Genomic DNA, 18,564 nt, shown 5'->3' on the forward strand with positions numbered 1-18,564 from the left:
ACCACCTTTTAAATCATATTATTTAGTTCATATAATAAATTCATAGCTTCTATCGGTGTAAGTGTATTTACATCAACAGATTTTAATTTATCGGTTACTGCATTACTAGCAGTATCTAGGAGATTTAATTGCATATCATCTTCACTACTATGAGGTGATATATTTGCAAATGTTTCCTTATCATCAGTCTTACCGGAAGTAAGCTCTTTTAATATTTCTTTTGCTCTTTTAATTATCCAATCAGGCAGTCCTGCAAGTTTTGCTACTTCAATACCGTAACTGTCATCAGCACCACCCGGTATAATTCTACGCAAGAAGGTAATATCATCACCACGCTTCTTAACTGCTATGTTGTAATTCTTAACTCCATCAAGGAGATTTTCCATAACAGTAAGTTCATGATAATGTGTTGCAAACAGTGCCTTAGCACCTAGCTTTTTCTTATCTGCAACAAATTCAAGAACTGCTCTCGCAATACTCATACCATCATAGGTACTTGTACCTCTACCGATTTCATCAAGGATAAGCAAAGAATTCTTAGTAGCTTTCTTTACAATGTTAGCTACTTCATTCATTTCAACCATAAATGTTGATTGACCTGATGCTAAGTCATCAGATGCACCTACTCTTGTAAAGATACTATCAACCACACCAATCTCTGCATAGCTTGCAGGTACAAATGAACCCATCTGAGCCATTAGCACAATTAGTGCTACTTGTCGCATATATGTAGATTTACCTGCCATATTAGGACCTGTAATAATAGCAACTCTGTTACTATCGTTATCAAGTGTTACATCGTTAGGAACAAATGGTGCACCTGAAAGAAGTGCTTCTACTACCGGATGACGAGAGTCTTTCAAAATAATTTTACTTGATTGATTAACTTCCGGTCTGGTGTAGTTATTGTCACTTGCAACATTTGCAAGGCTTGTTAGTACATCAAGTGTTGCAATAGCCTTTGCAGTTTTTTCAATTCTATCAAGGTTATTTGCTACTACTTTTCTAATTTCATCAAAGATAGCATATTCCATACCGAATGAACGGTCTTTTGCACCTAAAATTCTTCCTTCCAGGTCTTTTAGCTCTTGGGTAATATATCGCTCACAGTTAGTTAAAGTCTGTTTACGGATATATTCTTCCGGTACTTTATCTTTATAGGAATTTGTTACTTCAATATAGTAACCAAATACTCTGTTGTAACCAACCTTTAGCTTAGGGATACCTGTCTTTTCTTTTTGTTCAAGCTCAATTTGAGCAAGTAAAGAAGTACTGTTGTTCATATCAGAACGGACTGCATCAAGTTCTTCATTATAGCCCTCTTTGATAAGTCCACCTTCTCTAACAGAAAATGGTGGTTCTTCTTCAATAGCAGTATCAATTAACTGATGAATATCCTCAAGTGGATCTATGTCTTCAGTTAGCTTTCTCATAAGACTTGAATCAAACTTACTGATTAAATTCTTTATCTGTGGTAAATTCTCAAATGCACCACACAGAGAACGAAGTTCCCTGGCGTTGGCATTGCCGTAAACTATCTTTGTCATTAATCTTTCAATATCAAAAATACCGATTAATGACTCAGTAATTTCCAGTCTTTGAACTGTATCATCAACTAAATCGGCAATAGCACTTTGACGGTTTAGAATTGTACCTATGTTAAGTAATGGGTGTTCAAGCCAATATCTAAGTAGTCTTTTACCCATTGCAGTTTTTGTTTTATCCAATAACCAAATAAGAGAACCTTTCTTCTCTTTATTCATCATAGTTCTGGTAAGTTCTAGATTTCTTCTGGTGTTATAGTCAAGATTCATATACTGATTTTCGTTATATACTTCAAAAGTATTGATTCTTTCGTAACCGGTAATTTGAGTAACCTTTAGATAACTTAACAAAGCACCTACAGAAGAAACCATTTCTTTTTTATCCTTAATACTGTTAACATCATTTTCTTTAAACTGATTTTTCATAGCATCAAGACAAATAGAATAGCCAAATTCATCATCAGTCAGCATTTCTACAGAGGCAGAAAGTTTTTCTTTGATGAAGTTTGGTAAGGTTTTGAAATTAACAATTTCTCCACCTATTAAAATTTCTCTTGGATTGTAACTGATTAATTGATCTTGTAGTTGGTCTTGCAAGTCTTCACCGGATATTTCTGTAATGAAAAGCTCACCTGTTGAAATATCACAAAAAGATAAACCAATCTTTTTATTTGCCATAAAAGCTGAAGAAATAAAGTTATTCTTACCCTCATCAAGCATACCGGACTCAATAACAGTACCCGGTGTAATAACTCTGATAATATCTCTCTTTACAAGTCCTTTAGCTTTTGCAGGGTCTTCTGTTTGTTCACATATTGCTACCTTGTAGCCTTTTTGAACAAGTCTTGCAATATAGCTTTCACAACTATGAAACGGAACACCACACATAGGAGCTCTTTCTTTTTGACCACAATCCCTGCCAGTGAGAGTTAAATCCAGTTCACGAGAAGCAAGTTTTGCATCATCAAAAAACATCTCATAAAAGTCACCTAGTCTAAAGAACAGAATACTGTCTTTATTCTTTTCTTTAATTTCAAAATATTGTTTCATCATTGGTGACAATTCAGCCATACTCTCACTTCCTTTCTAAATAGATATTAATTAGCCACAACTGCTACAGCCACTACAGTCACCACTACAACCTTGGTGTACATCAGTTGTTTCAGGATCTTCACCATTAGCTGAGTTTGTAATAATAGCAGCTACTCTACCTACAATCTTGTCAAGTTCTGACTTTGCTTCATTATAAGCAATCATATGCTCATTCTGCATAATCTTGCCGTAGATTTCACGCATTTCGTTATTGAAGTTTTGAATCTTTTCTTGGTCTCTGTCTTTCTTCATACCTTCTTCATTAATTGCAATTCTCTTTAAGTTGAATTCACCGATTAAATCTTGAAGTTCTTTATCTGCATCAGATGCAATTCTTTCACTTTCCATCTTAGCATAACATTCTTCTTCTTGAAGAAGTTTACCGATTTCTCTTGCCATAGAAACAATTTTTTCTTCCATTGTTATTCTCCTTTATATTAACTTACCTTTTAAAATCCAGTTTCTTGCTTCAGTAATTTCAGCAGTTTGGAATGTACCGATTAAGTTTTCATCACCGTCACATTCAACAATAATATTGCCTGAATTTCTACACTGAAGTTTATTATTCTTCTTGTTTACACTTTCAACAAGAATTTTTTCTTTCTTACCTACCATAGAGGCACAACGCTTTGCAGCAATTTCTTCTTGAACTGCAAGTAGTTCTTGAAACCACTTTGACTTTTCCTCAGCAGGAATTGGGTCATCCATTTTAGCAGCAGGTGTACCTACTCTTGGTGAGTAAATAAAAGTAAATAGTGAAGTAAATTCTACTTCTCTGATTAATGACAAAGTTTCCTTGAAATCTTCATAAGTTTCTCCTGGGAAACCAACAATAATATCGCTTGTTAAAGAAAGATTAGGAATCTTTTCTTTAGCATAATTGATAATTTCAAGATACTTCTTTCTGTCATAATGTCTATTCATCTTCTTTAGAATTCTATCAGAACCACTTTGGAATGGTAGATGAAGATGAGTACTGATATGTTCACCACTAGCAATAGTATCAATTAGTTCCTTAGAACAATCCTTAGGGTGGCTAGTCATAAATCTTAACCAATAGTCACCTGGGATTTTATCAATCTCACCAAGTAACTTTGCAAATGTAATATCTTCGTCAAGGCCTTTACCGTAGGAATTTACATTTTGACCTAACAAAGTAATATCTTTATAGCCTGAATTAATTAGTTCCTTAGCTTCAGAAATAACATCGGCAGACTTACGACTTCTTTCTCTACCTCTAACATAAGGTACAATACAGTATGTACAGAAATTATCACAACCATACATAATAGGTAACCAACCCTTGAAAGTGCCATCTCTCTTAATTGGGATACCCTCATAAATCTTCTTATCGTCATTATCTCTTTCGTAAACTCTCTTACCTGAGAATAATGCTCTGTAATATAGTTCAGGGAAATTCTGCAAAGAATGAGTACCGAAAACTAATGAAACGAATGGAAAGCTATTGTACATTCTTTCTGCAATATGTTTTTGTTCCATCATACAACCACAAACTGCAATCATAATCTGTGGATGTTTTTTCTTAATTTTCTTTAATGCACCAACATTACCGAATACTCTATCCTCGGCATGTTCTCTAACTGCACAAGTATTGAACAAGATAAAGTCAGCATCATCAGGACCGTCTACAAATTCAAAACCTGCCTTTGAAAGCATACCTTTGATTTTTTCGCTATCAGCAACATTTTGCTGACAACCATATGTGTGAATATAAGCCAGAGGTACTTCTCCTCTTTTTCTGATATTCATAAGTTCAGAAATCAAGTTAAGATAATAATCTTGATTTTCCAAGAAATTTGTGTTATTTAAGTCACTTTTCTCCAAAGTAACACTCCTATCCATTGTTGTATCATCTTATTTTATCACAATATATATGTTTTTTCAACAGATATTTTTCTAATTTACTTTTGGATAGAGATAATCAGGTGTGTCACCAACAATAACAGTTTCACTGATAGCAAATTCATTTCTTATTTTCAAATTTTCCATATATGATTGGCTGATAAAAACTACTTCGGCATCAACAATCATATTTACCCTATGTATTGTCTGATTTACACCTGTACTTTCAAATGAACTTTTCAGTTCAACATCAACTGAACCTGTCATATCATATGAAAATTTTATCCTAGGTCCTAAACTTGATAGCATAGTAAGATTTGTTAAGTCACCTAAAGGTACTGAAAAATACTGAGTGTTTAGGTCATCCATTTTATTTTGGAACACATCAGAAAATTCATTTTGAATTTTATTAACTGCCGGTGTATTTACACTTAAAGACACTATTCCACCGGTTTTATTTTCTTTCTTTACTAGTAGCTTATCATAATCATAGTCACTATTAGAAATAACATCATCAGCAATTTTGGATACTCTTTCTTCTACAAGACCTCTGGCTTCATTTTCCATAATTTTGTCTTGTAGTGGTTTCATATAACTTTCAAATGCAATAGTTAATAAAATACATATTGCAATGAAAATTACAATAAACTTCATAAATTTTCTTTTTTTCTTAATTTTCTTAATAAGCAAAAAAACACCCCTGAGATATATTATCCCAGGAGTGTAAATTTGTTAAATCAGAACTTAATATCTTGTTCTTCCTCGTCATTAGCAATACCGTCTAAATCAAATTCAAGAACAGCATCACAATCAGGACATTCAACTTCACCTGTTAGAAGTTGATTTTCTGAAACTGCAATCTTCTTGTTGCACTGAGGACAAGTTACTTCATACATAGGTACATCTGCTTCATCAGAAGAATCATCATTCTGGGAAGTACAACAACCCTTGCAACCTGTTGAACAAGAGAACTTATCTAGGTCTTCATCATCTTCACCATAGACTACATCTTCAAGCATTGATAAATCGTCATTAAGTGTATCAACAATATCAACTGATTCATCATAACATTCTTCAAGTTCTTCAACTTCGTCAGCTAACTGACCAAGGAAATCAATAATTTCATTAAGAACCTTTACTTCGTCCTTGTTTTCGTCTAGGTTTAGACCTTCTGCTAATCCCTTAATATAGGAAATTCTTGCTGATAGGTTCATTACGCTCTACCCATATATTCGCCAGTTCTTGTATCGATCTGGATAACTTCGCCTTCGTCAATGAATAGTGGTACTTTAATTTCTGCACCTGTTTCAAGTGTAGCAGGCTTAGTAGCATTTGTAGCTGTATCGCCCTTGAAACCAGGATCAGTCTTAGTAACCTTTAGTTCAACAAAGTTAGGTGGTTCAACACCGAATACATTGCCCTTGTAAGAAAGAATCTTACATACCATATTTTCCTTAACGAACTTAAATGAGTCGCCTAGGATGTCAGCACTAATAGGAATCTGTTCCCATGTTTCTGTATCCATAAAGTAATATAGGCCACCGTCTTCGTAGCTATATTCCATATCTTTTCTTTCGATAAATGCTGTTGGGTACTTATCGTTTGGGTTGAAAGACTTTTCAACTACTGCACCTGTAATAACATTTTTATACTTTGTTCTAACGAATGCTGCACCTTTACCTGGCTTAACATGCTGGAATTCAATAACCTGAACTACCTGTCCGTCAAGTTCAAAAGTAACACCATTTCTAAAATCACCTGCTGAAATCATTGGTAATCCTCCTTAAATTTTATAAAATGCGACTACTCGCACAATTTATCATTAATATTATACATACAAATGGAATAAAAAGCAACCTCTTTTTACAGAATTGTTAATTCTTTTGGGAGGGACGCAAAACTTTTGTAACCATTCTCTGTAACAATTACGGTATCTTCTATTCTAACACCAAAATTATCTTTTATGTATATACCCGGTTCAATAGTGACAATCATACCTTCTTTTAAGATAGTGTCACACCTTGGACTTACTGTTGGATATTCGTGAATATCAAGACCTACACCATGACCTGTTGCGTGGCCAAAGCAACCTTCATAACCTTTAGAATATATATAGTCACGAGCAACCTTGTCAATATCAGAACACTTCATACCGGGCTTAACACTTTCCATTGCCATTTTGTGGGCATCTAGCACAATGTTATAAACTTCCTTCATTTTATCTGTAACACTGCCTACTGCAACGGTTCTTGTCATATCACTATGATAACCCTTATATGTTGCACCAATATCAAAAGTAACAAAGTCACCATTTTTGATTATATCATTACCAGGCACACCATGAGGTAATGAAGTTTTCTTGCCTGTAATGGTGATTAAATCAAAAGAAACACTTTCTGCACCTAATAGTTTCATTTGATATTCCAGTTCAACAGATAAAGTTCTTTCAGTTGTTCCAACTTTTATAAGTGGTACAATTTTGTTAAATGCTTCTTCTGTAATATCTTGAGCCTTTTGCATTAACTGTAGTTCATAACTATCCTTGACAATTCTTAGGTTAAGAATGATTTTGTCAAGAATATTCTCTTCTGACAAAGTAACATTGAGCTTATCACTATATGTTTTGTACTGTTCCATAGTCAGTACATTTGTTTCAACATAAAGTTTAGTAACATTATCATTATTTAGAACATTATTAAGTTCATCAAAAAGTTTATTAAAAACAATAACATTAGCAGAATTTACAGTTTTCTCTGCCACTTCACCATAACGAAAGTCAACAAAAAGATAGGCATTTTCTTTAGTGATAAGTAAATATCCGTTACTGTCCCAAAGTCCTGTAAAGTAATAAATATTCTTATCATTTGTTACTAAGAATGCACCATCTGTAATTTTTGATTTGATATTATTAATTCTATTCTTGTAAATATCCAACTAAATCAATCCTTTTAATGCTTCAATACCAAGTCTGTAACTGTCTTTGCCAAAGCCACAAATTACACCGGCACATACTGCTGAGATAACTGACTTATGGCGAAATTCTTCTCTCTTATGTACATTAGACATATGAACTTCAATAAATGGTACTGCAGTTACTGAAGCAATAGCATCTCTTAATGCATAACTATAATGAGTCAAAGCACCTGCATTTAGAACAACACCATCATATACACCTAAAGTGCTATGAATTTTATCAATTAAGTCACCCTCATGGTTTGACTGAAAAATATCACATTCAAAACCTATATTCTCTGCAAATGACTTAATATCCTGATTTATGGTATCAGCATTTTCTTCACCGTAAATATTTTTTTCTCTTGTGCCAACCATATTTAGGTTTGGACCTAGCATTACTAAAATTTTCTTCATAGTAAAAACCTTTCTGGATAACAAAATACGGACAGTAAAATATTACTGTCCGTTTTTTATAAGCATTATTACTTATACTTTCTCTTACGAGCTGCTTCAGATTTCTTTTTACGCTTAACGGAAGGCTTCTCGTAAGCTTCTCTCTTACGAACTTCAGCAATAACGCCAGCTCTAGCACACTGCTTCTTAAATCTTCTTAGTGCACTTTCAAGAGATTCATTGTCTTTTAATCTAACTTCTGCCATTGTATATTTCCCTCCCATCTGCCACTTGGCATGGGTAATTTTGCTTAATTGCATAAATGATTATACTACAAAAACCTAAAGATTGTCAAGTAAAATATAAATTTTTGTTGAAAATTGTATTTTAAGGCTTAACAACTATGTTAACAAGTCTTCCCTTAACATAAATTTCCTTAATAATATTCATACCTTCAACTGACTTCTTTACATTTTCATCAGCCTTTGCAAGGGCAATAACTTCAGCCTGTTCTGCTTCTGCAGGAATCATAAGCTTAGTCTTAATCTTGCCATTAACCTGAACAGCAATTTCAATTTCATTTGCTTTGCACTTGCTTTCGTCATATTCTGGCCAAGGCTGATCAACAACCATACCGTCACCTAAGTTACAAGTTGACCAAATTTCTTCTGTTACATGAGGAGCAAATGGATTTAGCAGAATTGAGAAAATTGCATATTCTTTCTTATTGATTGAACCAACTGCATTAATGTCATTCATAAGTGCCATTAATGATGCAATTGCAGTATTAAACTTGATATTTTCAATATCTTCGGATACTTTCTTGATTGTCTTATGAATTGAACATTCCAGTTCAGGACGAACTTCATCACCGTCAATTAGCTTTTCTTGTAGGTTATAGTATCTTTCTACAAATCTTCTACAGCCCTTAATGCCCTTGTCATTCCAAGGAGCAGCCTTTTCAAAGTCACCGATGAACATTTCATATAGACGCATAGTATCAGCACCATACTGCTGTACAATATCATCCGGATTAACAACATTGCCTCTAGACTTACTCATCTTTTCGCCATTTTCACCAAGAATCATACCATGGCTTGTTCTCTTAGCATATGGTTCAGGAGTAGGTACTACACCAATATCATATAGGAACTTATGCCAGAAACGGCTATATAGTAAGTGAAGTGTTGTATGTTCCATACCACCGTTATACCAATCAACAGGTGACCAGTAGTTAAGTGCTTCTTTACTTGCTAATGCTTCTTTGTTGTGTGGGTCCATATATCTTAGGAAGTACCATGATGAACCTGCCCACTGAGGCATTGTATCAGTTTCTCTGTGAGCCTTACCACCACAACAAGGACAAGTGGTTTCTACCCAATCAGTAATCTTAGATAGTGGTGATTCACCTGTATCTGTTGGTTCATAAGAATCAACCATAGGTAGTCTTAGTGGTAGTTCACTTTCAGGAATTGGAACATAACCACACTTATCACAATGAACGATTGGAATAGGTTCACCCCAATATCTCTGACGAGAGAATACCCAGTCTCTTAGTTTATAGTTAGTCTTTGCTCTACCTACTTTGTTTTCTTCCAACCAAGAAATCATCTTTTTCTTAGCTTCTTCTACTGTTAAGCCTGTTAAGAAATCAGAATTAACCATTACGCCTGTTGCACAGTCTGTAAATGCTTCTTTCTGTACATCATCGCCACCCTTAACAACTTCAATAATAGGTAGGTTAAATTTCTTTGCAAATTCCCAGTCACGAGTATCGTGAGCAGGAACAGCCATAATAGCACCTGTACCGTAAGAAACAAGAACATAGTCAGAAACGAAAATAGGAATTTCTTTACCGTTTACAGGGTTGATAGCCTTAACACCGTCAAGCATAACACCTGTTTTTTCTTTAACTAATTCTGTTCTTTCAAAGTCAGACTTCTTAGCAGCCTCTGCCTGATAAGCCTTAACATCTTCAATATTCTTAATCTTGTCATTCCACTTTTCAATACAAGGATGTTCAGGTGAAATAACCATATATGTAGCACCAAATAGTGTATCGCATCTTGTAGTATATACTGTTAGCTTATCGCCCTCAGTTGTGTTGAAATCAACTTCAGCACCTGTTGACTTGCCAATCCAGTTCTTCTGCTGAGCCTTAACTCTGTCAGGATAATCTACTAAATCAAGGTCTTTAATAAGTCTATCGGCATATTCTGTAATCTTTAGCATCCACTGTGACTTAACTTTTCTTACAACTTCACTGCCACAACGCTCACAAACACCATTGACAACTTCTTCATTAGCTAGAACACACTTACAAGAAGTACACCAGTTAACTGCCATTTCTTTCTTATAAGCTAAACCATGCTTAAATAGTTGTAGGAAAATCCACTGAGTCCATTTATAATATTCAGGATCGGTTGTATTGATTTCACGACTCCAGTCAAATGAAATACCAAGTGACTGAATTTGCTTTTTAAATCGTGCAACATTATTCTTTGTTACAATTTCAGGGTGGATGTGGTTTTTAATAGCATAATTTTCTGTTGGAAGACCAAAAGCATCCCAACCGATTGGATATAGTACATTATATCCCTGTAATCTTCTCTTTCTAGAAACAACATCAAGTGCAGTATATGGTCTTGGATGACCAACATGAAGACCTTGTCCTGATGGATAAGGGAATTCAATTAATGCATAGAATTTCTTTTTGTCGCTATTTTCTTCTGCATGGAAACAACCCTTTTCTTCCCATGCTTTTTGCCACTTAGGCTCTACTACCAAATGATTGTACTTCAACTGTATTCCTCCATTAATCTACATCGTCAAACTTAACAACAGTACCGTCTTCCCACAATCTTTCAAGGTTGTAGTATTCACGGGACTTGTCATCAAATACATGAACGATAATATCAATATAATCAAGTAAAATCCAACCGTTACCACGGTGACCCTCTACATGACTTACAGAAAATCCTGCTTCGTCAAGCTGATATTCAACCTCATCAGCCAGAGCCTTTACATGAGTTGAACTAGTACCGGTTGCAATTACAATATAATCAGCAAGAACTGAAACATCAGAAATTTTGATAACTTCTACATCAAGTCCTTTTTTGCTTGAAAGTGCTTTGGCAATTAAATGTGCCTGTTCTTTTGTATCCATTTTATTCATCCTTTAAAATTAATTCATTATAACAAGACAAAGCATTAGGGTGAATTGTCAATGCTCTGCTTGAGAGATCTTGTATAGTAAACTGTAAGCCATAAATCATAGCTTCTTCAAGGCTTCTTAAAGCCTTTTCTCTCATAATATCAACACCATCATAATTTCTTTCATCACCGGTAAAGTCAGCTACAAAAATAATTTTTTCAAGCAAAGACATATTACTTCTACCGGTTGTATGAAATCTAATAGCATTGATAATATCAGCATCATTAATATCTAAATATTTCTGAATATATACTGAACCTGAAATGGGATGCCACAATTTTTGACTTGATTTTTCAATCTCATCCAAAATTATACCACCCTCTGTTATAATTTTCAACTGTTCATCAAAAGGTGTTTCTTTTGTTACATCGTGAAGAATACCGGCAGTCATTGCTTTCTCTTCATCACAACCATAAATTTTCGCAAGTTTTTGAGCTTGTTTTGCAACATTTACAGAATGAATATATCTTTTTTCTCCCATTCTGCCTTTGATTATCTTCTTATAAGACTCAATACTCATTACTTCACCCCATATAATTGATTATTTCTAATATATTCAAATACATTCTTATCAATTAAATCTCTTTTAAAAGCCTCATTCACATCATCTCTTACAATGGTTGAAGAAAGTTCCATAATAGGTTCTTTCAGAATAATTGACTTGCCATTATGTTTTTCCAAAACTTTTGAATATTCTACTAAAGAATTATAGTCACCATCATCTCTTGGACAAGTAATCAGTGTAGCTAAACTGAAAATTTCATCAGGATTTCTCCACTGTAAAAAAGTTAAGTACATATCAGCACCTGTAACTAAAAATAAATTATCATTAGGATAAAGTTTTTTTAGTTCTTCAAGGGTTCTGTAGGTGTAACTTTTGCCTTTGAAATTTTCTTCTAAAGTTGAAACAATAAAATTATCATTATCTTTAGTAGCTATTTTACACATATTCACTCTATGTTCAAAAGGAACTGCATATTGCATACTTTTATGTGGACTGATGAAAGTCGGTATAAAAATAACTTTTTCAACATTACATTCCTTTAGAACATTTTCTGCAAGAGTTGTATGAGCTTTGTGAATTGGGTTAAATGCACCACCAAAAATAGCAATATTCATTACTTATTTGCTCTTGGTAGCTTAATTACAGGTTCGTCAGGATTAGGCTTATATAGAACAAACTTTGAACCGATAACCTGTACTACATCACAATCAAGTTTTTCTGACAAAATATCAGCAACTTGTCTTGAATTGATTTCACAATTTTCAAGAACCTTACCCTTAATAATTTCTCTTGCATAAAGTGCATCTTCAGCCTGTTTAACAACTTGGTCTGTGATACTGCCTTTACCAACCATTAAAATTGTATCTATTGAATTTGCAATACCTCTTAGGTATGCTCTCTGTTTACTTGTTAGCATAATTACTCCTTAAATATATTTTAACAACTTTTCTCTTAATATTCTTAATGCATTACCTCTGTGACTGATAGCATCCTTTTCTTCGGAAGTTAGTTCTGCAAAAGACTTGCCACTATCTGTAATGAAAATCGGGTCATAACCAAAACCCTCTGTTCCATGAGGTTCATATGCAATTTTGCCTTCGCTATATCCTTCTGCTGTAATAACTGTACCATCCTCAAGAATACAACAAATACTTGAAACAAATCTTGCAGTACGCTTATCTTCCGGTACATCCTTCATTTCTTCTAGGACTTTATTATATCTATCTTCATCGGTTGCATTTTCACCGGCATATCTAGCTGAATATACTCCGGGTCTGCCATCTAATGCGTCAATCATCAAACCTGAGTCATCAGCTACTGAAGGCATACCTGACTTTTCAAAAGCTGACATAGCTTTAATTTTAGCATTTTCGGCAAATGTAGTGCCTGTTTCTTCAACATCACCTAGGTCAATGTTACATTCCTTAGCAGTAACTGCGTGAATACCCAATGGGTTTAGAATTCTATTAAGTTCTACAACTTTATGTGCATTATTAGATGCAATTAAAAACTTTCTCATTCTTTATCACCAAAATCAAACAGAGCTTTTGCAAAATCTTCCGGAACAAATTCTTGTAGGTCATCAATCTGTTCACCAACACCAATGTACTTAACAGGAATACCTAGACCGTTCTTAATTGCAAGAACTACACCACCCTTAGCAGTACCATCTAGTTTTGTAAGAACAATACCTGTAATGCCTGTTGCTTTACTAAACTGTTCAGCCTGATTAACTGCATTCTGGCCTGTTGTTGCGTCTAGTACAAGTAAGTATTCTTTATCTGCGTCAGGAAGTTCTCTGTCGATAACTCTACCGATTTTTGCAAGTTCATCCATAAGGTGCTTTTTGTTGTGTAGTCGTCCTGCAGTATCACAAATAATTACATCTGTGTTTCTTGCTTTTGCTGCTGAAATAGCATCATAAATTACTGCTGCAGGGTCAGAACCTTCGTTCTGTTTAACAATATCACAACCACTTCTGTCAGCCCAAATCTCTAACTGTTCAATAGCTGCTGCTCTAAATGTATCTGCAGCTGCAAGTAAAACACTCTTGCCTTGCTTTTTTAGGTTATTAGCAAGTTTACCGATAGTTGTAGTCTTGCCTACACCATTAACACCGATTACAAGAATAATAGATGGCTTTGTAGAAATTTTTAGTTCTTCATCACCTCTAAGCATATCTGCAACTACTTCTTGTAGAAGTTGTGTGATTTCTTTAGGGTCTTTGATACCTTCTTTTTTTACTCTGACTCTTAGTTCATCGGTAATCTGTTCTGCTGTTTGAATACCAACATCGCCCATTACAAGAAGTTCAGTTAGTTCCTCAAAAAGTTCTTCATCAATCTTTGTAAAAGACTTTAGCATTGAGTCAATCTGACTTACAACACTGTCTCTTGTTTTTTTAAGACCTTCTTTAATCTTTTTAAATAGTCCCATTGTTTTACCACCTTAAATTAGTTTGCTTTCATTCCAAGCTTTGCTGCAACTTCTGATGCACGAAGTTCAAGTAACTTTGAGATACCCTCATCTTGCATTGTTACACCGTAAAGAACATCAGATTCTTCCATTGTACCTCTTCTGTGGGTAATGGTAATAAACTGAGTTCTGTCTGTCATTCTTCTCATATACTGAGCAAATCTGTCAACATTAACATCATCAAGGGCTGCTTCAATTTCATCCATAACACAGAATGGTGCAGGTCTGACCTTCATAATTGAGAAGTATAGTGCAATAGCAACAAGTGCCTTTTCACCACCTGAAAGTGCTTCTAGATGAACAACAATCTTTCCGGGAGGATGAGCGATAATATCAATACCACTGTTTAGAATATCATCAGGGTTTGCAAGTTCAAGAGAAGCAGTACCACCACCAAATAATTCTTTGAATGTTTCTCCAAAGTGCTTATTGATTTCGTGGAAGTTCTCAATGAAAGCATCTTTCATTTGTTTTGTTAAGTCATTAATAAGTCTTTCGATTTCATTCTTAGACTTTTCTACATCGGAAACTTGAGCACCTAGGAATTCATATCTTTCGGATACTTCCTTGTATTCTTCAATAGCTGAAACATTAACAGAACCAAGACCTCTGATTGATGACTTAATTTCATTAAGTCTCTTTCTGGCAGTTGAAACATTTTCAATTTCAATAGAAATTTCTTCTGCTTGTCTTTTTGTAAGTTCATATTCATCCCAAAGTTTTGCAATAATATCATCATACTGCTTTTGTAGATTGATTTTTCTTTCTTCAAGACGAGCAAGTTCTCTGCCGGAAACTTCTCTTGTAGAGTTTAGGTCTTTTTCTTTCTGTCTAAGTTCTACACTTTTCTTTTCAAACTTTTCTTTATCGCCATTTAGCTTTTCAATAGCATTATTGAATTCAGCAATTTTATCTTGATAATTGTTTGAAATATTAGTGTAACTTTCAATCTTCTTATTAATTATATCAATATTTGAATTTACAGAAACAATCTGATTACGCAAGTTCTCTTTTCTTTCGGTTTGATGCTGACTGTTGTATTCAGATGTTCTGATTTCGCTGATTAAAGCCTCTTTGTCCTTTTCAAAAGTAACAATTTCAAGTCTGATATTTTGTAGTTTTTCAGAAAGTTGTTCTCTCTTTTCGGTTAGTGCAAGTCTGTTGCCTGTAAGGTTAGAAGTTGTTTTTTCGATATTTGCAATTTCTTCTTCAAATGCACTAAATTCTTTATCGGCAGTTTCTTTGTCTTTTTGTAGATTAGAAATTTTATTTTCACATTCTACAATTTCATTCTTTGTAAAATCAATACTGCTAACTAAAGAATCATATTCATTTTGACAAGCCTTATATTCAGTTCTTAATCTGATAAGTTCTTGTTGTTCAGTAGATAAATTTCCTCTAGTACCTAAAATATCAGCCTCATACTTTGCAAATTCTTGCTGACTGTTACTGTACTGTTCTTTAAGTTTGTTTGCTTTATCTGCAAGAACTTTAGCCTCTTTACGGTACTTTTCAATCTCACTTGCACGAGATAACAAACCTGTTCGTTTATTTAATGAACCACCTGTTAGAGAACCACCGGCATTAACAACCTGACCATCAAGAGTAACTACCTTGAAACGGTATGAATACTTTTTAGCAATAGATACTGCTGAATTAAGGTCTTCGGCAATAACAATCTTACCAAGTAGGTTTTGTAGAATACCTTTGTATTCATCTTTGCAATCACACAAATCTGATGCTACACCAACAAAACCAAAACAACTGTCAATACCATTTTCATTTAGGTATCTAGGTTTAATTGTAGCAATAGGTAGGAAAGTTGCTCTACCACCTTTATTTTCTTTTAGTGTACGAATTGCTCTCTTAGCATCTTCTTCATTGCCTGTAACAATGTTCTGCATTGCACCACCTAAAGCAGTTTCGATAGCTACTGCATAGTCTGTCGGTACTTTAATTAATCTTGAAACAGGTCCGTGAATACCACCGATTTTGCCATGTCTTGAAAGGTTCATAACAGTTTTTACACTGTGGGCAAAACCTTCAAGGTTCTTTTCTAAGTCCTCAAGAATATTGGCTCTTCTAAGTTTTTCGTTAGAGTCAAGAGTTAATCTGTCAATTTCGCTTTTAGAATTTTCATTTCTGGTCTTTAGGTTATTGATTTTAAGTTCCAGACCCTTAATAGAATTGGAAAGCATTTCTACCTTTTCGGCAGAGTCTTTACCTTGCACCTTATAATCTTCAAGCATTTTAGAAGTAGTTTCTAAATTACTTTCTTTTTCTGATAATGAAGAATTTAGGGTTTCTATTCTTTCATTAAGTTCATTAATTGATGAATCACTTGTAAGTAAAACTACCTTTGCATTAGCTGACTTTTGGGATAATTCAGCTAATCTTGAATTTAGTTCTTGAAGTTCATCACCACTACGGGAAGCATCAACACTGATAGTATTTAGGTTTTCGGATACTTCGTTATATTCCTTTTGTTTTTCTTCAATGCTTAGTTTTAATTTTTCAACATTTTCTTTTTTCTCTTTAATTTGAAATTCAATTTCAGTAAAGGAATTGTCAAGTTGTTCAATTTCAGTTTCAAGCCTTGTGATAGTTTCTTTGTTATGCTCAATGTCGTTATTTGCAACAGAAATAAGGGCATTGTTGTTGCTAACTTCTGACTCAAACTGAGAAATATTTCTTCTTATGGTGTCAATCTTAGAAGTGATTTCACCATTTTTTAAATATATAGACTCTGTTTCTGAACTGATATTTGCAAGTTCTTGTTCAGCATTTTCATACTGTGCTCTTTGAATATCTATTTTGTCATCTTGTTCTTTGATAATGTTTGCTGAATTATCAAGAGTATTTAGCCATAAAGCAATTTCAAGACCTTTCTTTTCTTCAGAAAGTACAAGGAACTTTTGTGCTTTTTCTGACTGTTTCTTTAGTGGACCGACTCTATCTTCAAGTTCACCAACAATATCTCTAAGTCTAACAAGATTTTCTTCCGTACTTTTTAGCTTTCTTTCAGCCTCGGTTTTTCTATATCTATAACGAGAAATACCTGATGCTTCTTCAAATATTTCTCTTCTTTCTTCACTTTTTGATGCAACAATACTGTCAATTTTACCTTGACCAATCATAGAATAACCGTCACGACCAAGACCTGTATCCATAAACAATTCATGAATATCTCTAAGTCTTACTGTGGCTTTGTTAATCATATATTCACTTTCGCCACTTCTGTAATATCTTCTTGTAACGGCTACTTCGTCACCATCAAAAGGAAGTATTCTGTCTTTGTTATCAATAGACAAGGTAACTTCTGCATAGCCTGTCTTTTTTCTCTTGTCTGTTCCGTTAAAAACAACATCTTCCATCTTGGAACATCTTAGAGTTTTTGCTGACTGCTCACCAAGTACCCATCTAATTGCGTCACTTATGTTACTTTTTCCTGAACCGTTAGGTCCTACAATTGAAGTAATACCCTTATCAAAGGATAGCTTTATTCTATCGGGAAAAGTTTTAAAGCCATGCAATTCCAATGATTTTAGTAGCATAAGTCACCTCTTTCTTTAATAATAAACTGAAAGTCCTTAAGGGTATCACTTTGTTTAAAAGTAACTATGTATCCCAGTTCTTTAAGGACTTTAATATTTGCCTTTTTCTGTCCAATAGCTTTTGAAATAAACTTATTACCTACAGTAACAGAAAATTCGCCTTGTGGGTATTTCTTTATTTCATTTACTAACATATCAAGAAACATTTTGCTTTCACATAATTCTCTAAAAGCAGGATGATAATAACCTGCTACAGAAGTATTAACAAGTTCATCGGAATAATGAAGTCCTACTCTAATAACATTAATTTTTTTATCATAAAACATTTTAAGAATTTTTGCACAAGTATTTATTGTTGTTTCTTCGCTATATGGAACATATTTTTTATCGTTATAATACTTTTCAAGTAATGTGTCTTTCATAGTTATTGTTGGATAAATTCTAACAGTATCAGGAGAAAGACTGATTAATTTTTCAGCAGTTTCTATATCCTTTTCAGGTGTACTGCCATAAAGACCAATCATCATTTGTAACCCTAAAGAAATATTAAATTTCTTAATAAGGTTAGATGCATTTACAACATCAGTAGCACTATGACCTCTTTCATTCAGTAAAAGAACATCATCACACATTGACTGTGCACCAAGCTCTATTGAAGTTACACCATAACTTTTAAGCAAAGTTAAAACTTCATCATCTATTGCATCAGGTCTTGTTGACAATCTAATACCATAAAAGTCATTAATATACGGCTTTGTAGCATCCAGTAAAGAAACCATATAATCCCTATCAATGGCAGTAAAGCTACCACCAAAGAAAGCAATTTCGGTATTTTTCTTATCAACACCACTTTTTATAGCAGTTTCTATTGCTGACACTACATCATCTTGAGTTGGTTGATATGAATGACCTGTAATATTCCTTTGGTTACAAAAAACACATTGGTGAGGACAACCATTGTGAGGCACA

The 18,564-nt window shown here is 34.0% G+C and carries 18 protein-coding genes; all 18 read right to left on the reverse strand.

Going from position 1 to position 18,564, the window contains the following annotated elements; translation table 11 throughout:
* Positions 1–8 precede the first annotated feature (8 nt).
* Positions 9–2,615, reverse strand: a complete 2,607-nt coding sequence (gene mutS, locus E5Z56_RS10950; protein WP_138157823.1) for a DNA mismatch repair protein MutS — start codon at positions 2,613–2,615, stop codon at positions 9–11.
* Between the two features lie 30 nt (positions 2,616–2,645).
* Entirely contained in the window at positions 2,646–3,056 is a 411-nt protein-coding gene (locus tag E5Z56_RS10955; RefSeq protein ID WP_138157824.1) for a YlbF family regulator, read from the reverse strand.
* Positions 3,057–3,068: 12 nt separating this feature from the next.
* The gene (gene miaB, locus E5Z56_RS10960; RefSeq protein WP_138157825.1) at positions 3,069–4,499 is read right to left on the reverse strand and encodes a tRNA (N6-isopentenyl adenosine(37)-C2)-methylthiotransferase MiaB; all 1,431 of its coding nucleotides are present in this window, start codon (positions 4,497–4,499) and stop codon (positions 3,069–3,071) included.
* A 54-nt stretch (positions 4,500–4,553) separates the two neighbouring features.
* Positions 4,554–5,189, reverse strand: a complete 636-nt coding sequence (gene yunB / locus E5Z56_RS10965) for a sporulation protein YunB (protein ID WP_138157826.1) — start codon at positions 5,187–5,189, stop codon at positions 4,554–4,556.
* 47 nt (positions 5,190–5,236) lie between these two features.
* Entirely contained in the window at positions 5,237–5,713 is a 477-nt protein-coding gene (locus E5Z56_RS10970) for a CD1247 N-terminal domain-containing protein (RefSeq protein ID WP_138157827.1), read from the reverse strand.
* Positions 5,713–6,270, reverse strand: a complete 558-nt coding sequence (efp, locus tag E5Z56_RS10975) for an elongation factor P (protein WP_022506410.1) — start codon at positions 6,268–6,270, stop codon at positions 5,713–5,715. The genes E5Z56_RS10970 and efp overlap by 1 nt, the downstream gene beginning before the upstream one ends.
* 92 nt (positions 6,271–6,362) lie before the next feature.
* On the reverse strand, positions 6,363–7,433 hold the full coding sequence (locus tag E5Z56_RS10980) for an aminopeptidase P family protein (protein ID WP_138157828.1): 1,071 nt from the start codon (positions 7,431–7,433) through the stop codon (positions 6,363–6,365).
* Complete coding sequence (aroQ, locus tag E5Z56_RS10985) at positions 7,434–7,868, reverse strand: type II 3-dehydroquinate dehydratase (RefSeq protein ID WP_138157829.1); 435 nt, start codon at positions 7,866–7,868, stop codon at positions 7,434–7,436.
* Positions 7,869–7,936: 68 nt separating this feature from the next.
* Complete coding sequence (gene rpsU / locus E5Z56_RS10990) at positions 7,937–8,113, reverse strand: 30S ribosomal protein S21 (RefSeq protein WP_022506407.1); 177 nt, start codon at positions 8,111–8,113, stop codon at positions 7,937–7,939.
* A 121-nt stretch (positions 8,114–8,234) separates the two neighbouring features.
* Positions 8,235–10,649, reverse strand: coding sequence for a leucine--tRNA ligase (gene leuS, locus E5Z56_RS10995; RefSeq protein ID WP_138157830.1), 2,415 nt, complete (start codon positions 10,647–10,649; stop codon positions 8,235–8,237).
* 13 nt (positions 10,650–10,662) lie between these two features.
* A complete protein-coding gene (gene rsfS, locus E5Z56_RS11000) occupies positions 10,663–11,013 on the reverse strand; it encodes a ribosome silencing factor (RefSeq protein ID WP_022506405.1) in 351 nt (116 codons plus the stop codon).
* Between the two features lies 1 nt (position 11,014).
* Positions 11,015–11,581 (reverse strand): bis(5'-nucleosyl)-tetraphosphatase (symmetrical) YqeK, encoded by a 567-nt coding sequence (gene yqeK, locus E5Z56_RS11005; protein WP_138157831.1) that lies wholly within the window; start codon positions 11,579–11,581, stop codon positions 11,015–11,017.
* Positions 11,581–12,180 carry a nicotinate (nicotinamide) nucleotide adenylyltransferase gene (gene nadD, locus E5Z56_RS11010; RefSeq protein WP_138157832.1) on the reverse strand — a complete coding sequence of 200 codons (600 nt, stop codon included), beginning with the start codon at positions 12,178–12,180 and terminating at the stop codon, positions 11,581–11,583. Before nadD ends, yqeK begins: the two co-directional genes overlap by 1 nt.
* Complete coding sequence (locus E5Z56_RS11015) at positions 12,180–12,482, reverse strand: YhbY family RNA-binding protein (RefSeq protein WP_022506402.1); 303 nt, start codon at positions 12,480–12,482, stop codon at positions 12,180–12,182. Before E5Z56_RS11015 ends, nadD begins: the two co-directional genes overlap by 1 nt.
* Positions 12,483–12,491: 9 nt before the next feature.
* Complete coding sequence (rdgB, locus tag E5Z56_RS11020; RefSeq protein ID WP_138157833.1) at positions 12,492–13,085, reverse strand: RdgB/HAM1 family non-canonical purine NTP pyrophosphatase; 594 nt, start codon at positions 13,083–13,085, stop codon at positions 12,492–12,494.
* Complete coding sequence (gene ftsY, locus E5Z56_RS11025; RefSeq protein WP_138157834.1) at positions 13,082–14,002, reverse strand: signal recognition particle-docking protein FtsY; 921 nt, start codon at positions 14,000–14,002, stop codon at positions 13,082–13,084. Before ftsY ends, rdgB begins: the two co-directional genes overlap by 4 nt.
* A 17-nt stretch (positions 14,003–14,019) precedes the next feature.
* Entirely contained in the window at positions 14,020–17,595 is a 3,576-nt protein-coding gene (smc, locus tag E5Z56_RS11030; protein WP_138157835.1) for a chromosome segregation protein SMC, read from the reverse strand.
* Positions 17,586–18,563 carry an elongator complex protein 3 gene (locus E5Z56_RS11035; RefSeq protein WP_175405484.1) on the reverse strand — a complete coding sequence of 326 codons (978 nt, stop codon included), beginning with the start codon at positions 18,561–18,563 and terminating at the stop codon, positions 17,586–17,588. The genes smc and E5Z56_RS11035 overlap by 10 nt, the downstream gene beginning before the upstream one ends.
* Position 18,564: the final 1 nt, after the last annotated feature.

Origin of the sequence: Ruminococcus bovis (assembly GCF_005601135.1) — a bacterium.
Classification (GTDB): Bacteria; Bacillota; Clostridia; order Oscillospirales; family Acutalibacteraceae; genus Ruminococcoides; species Ruminococcoides bovis.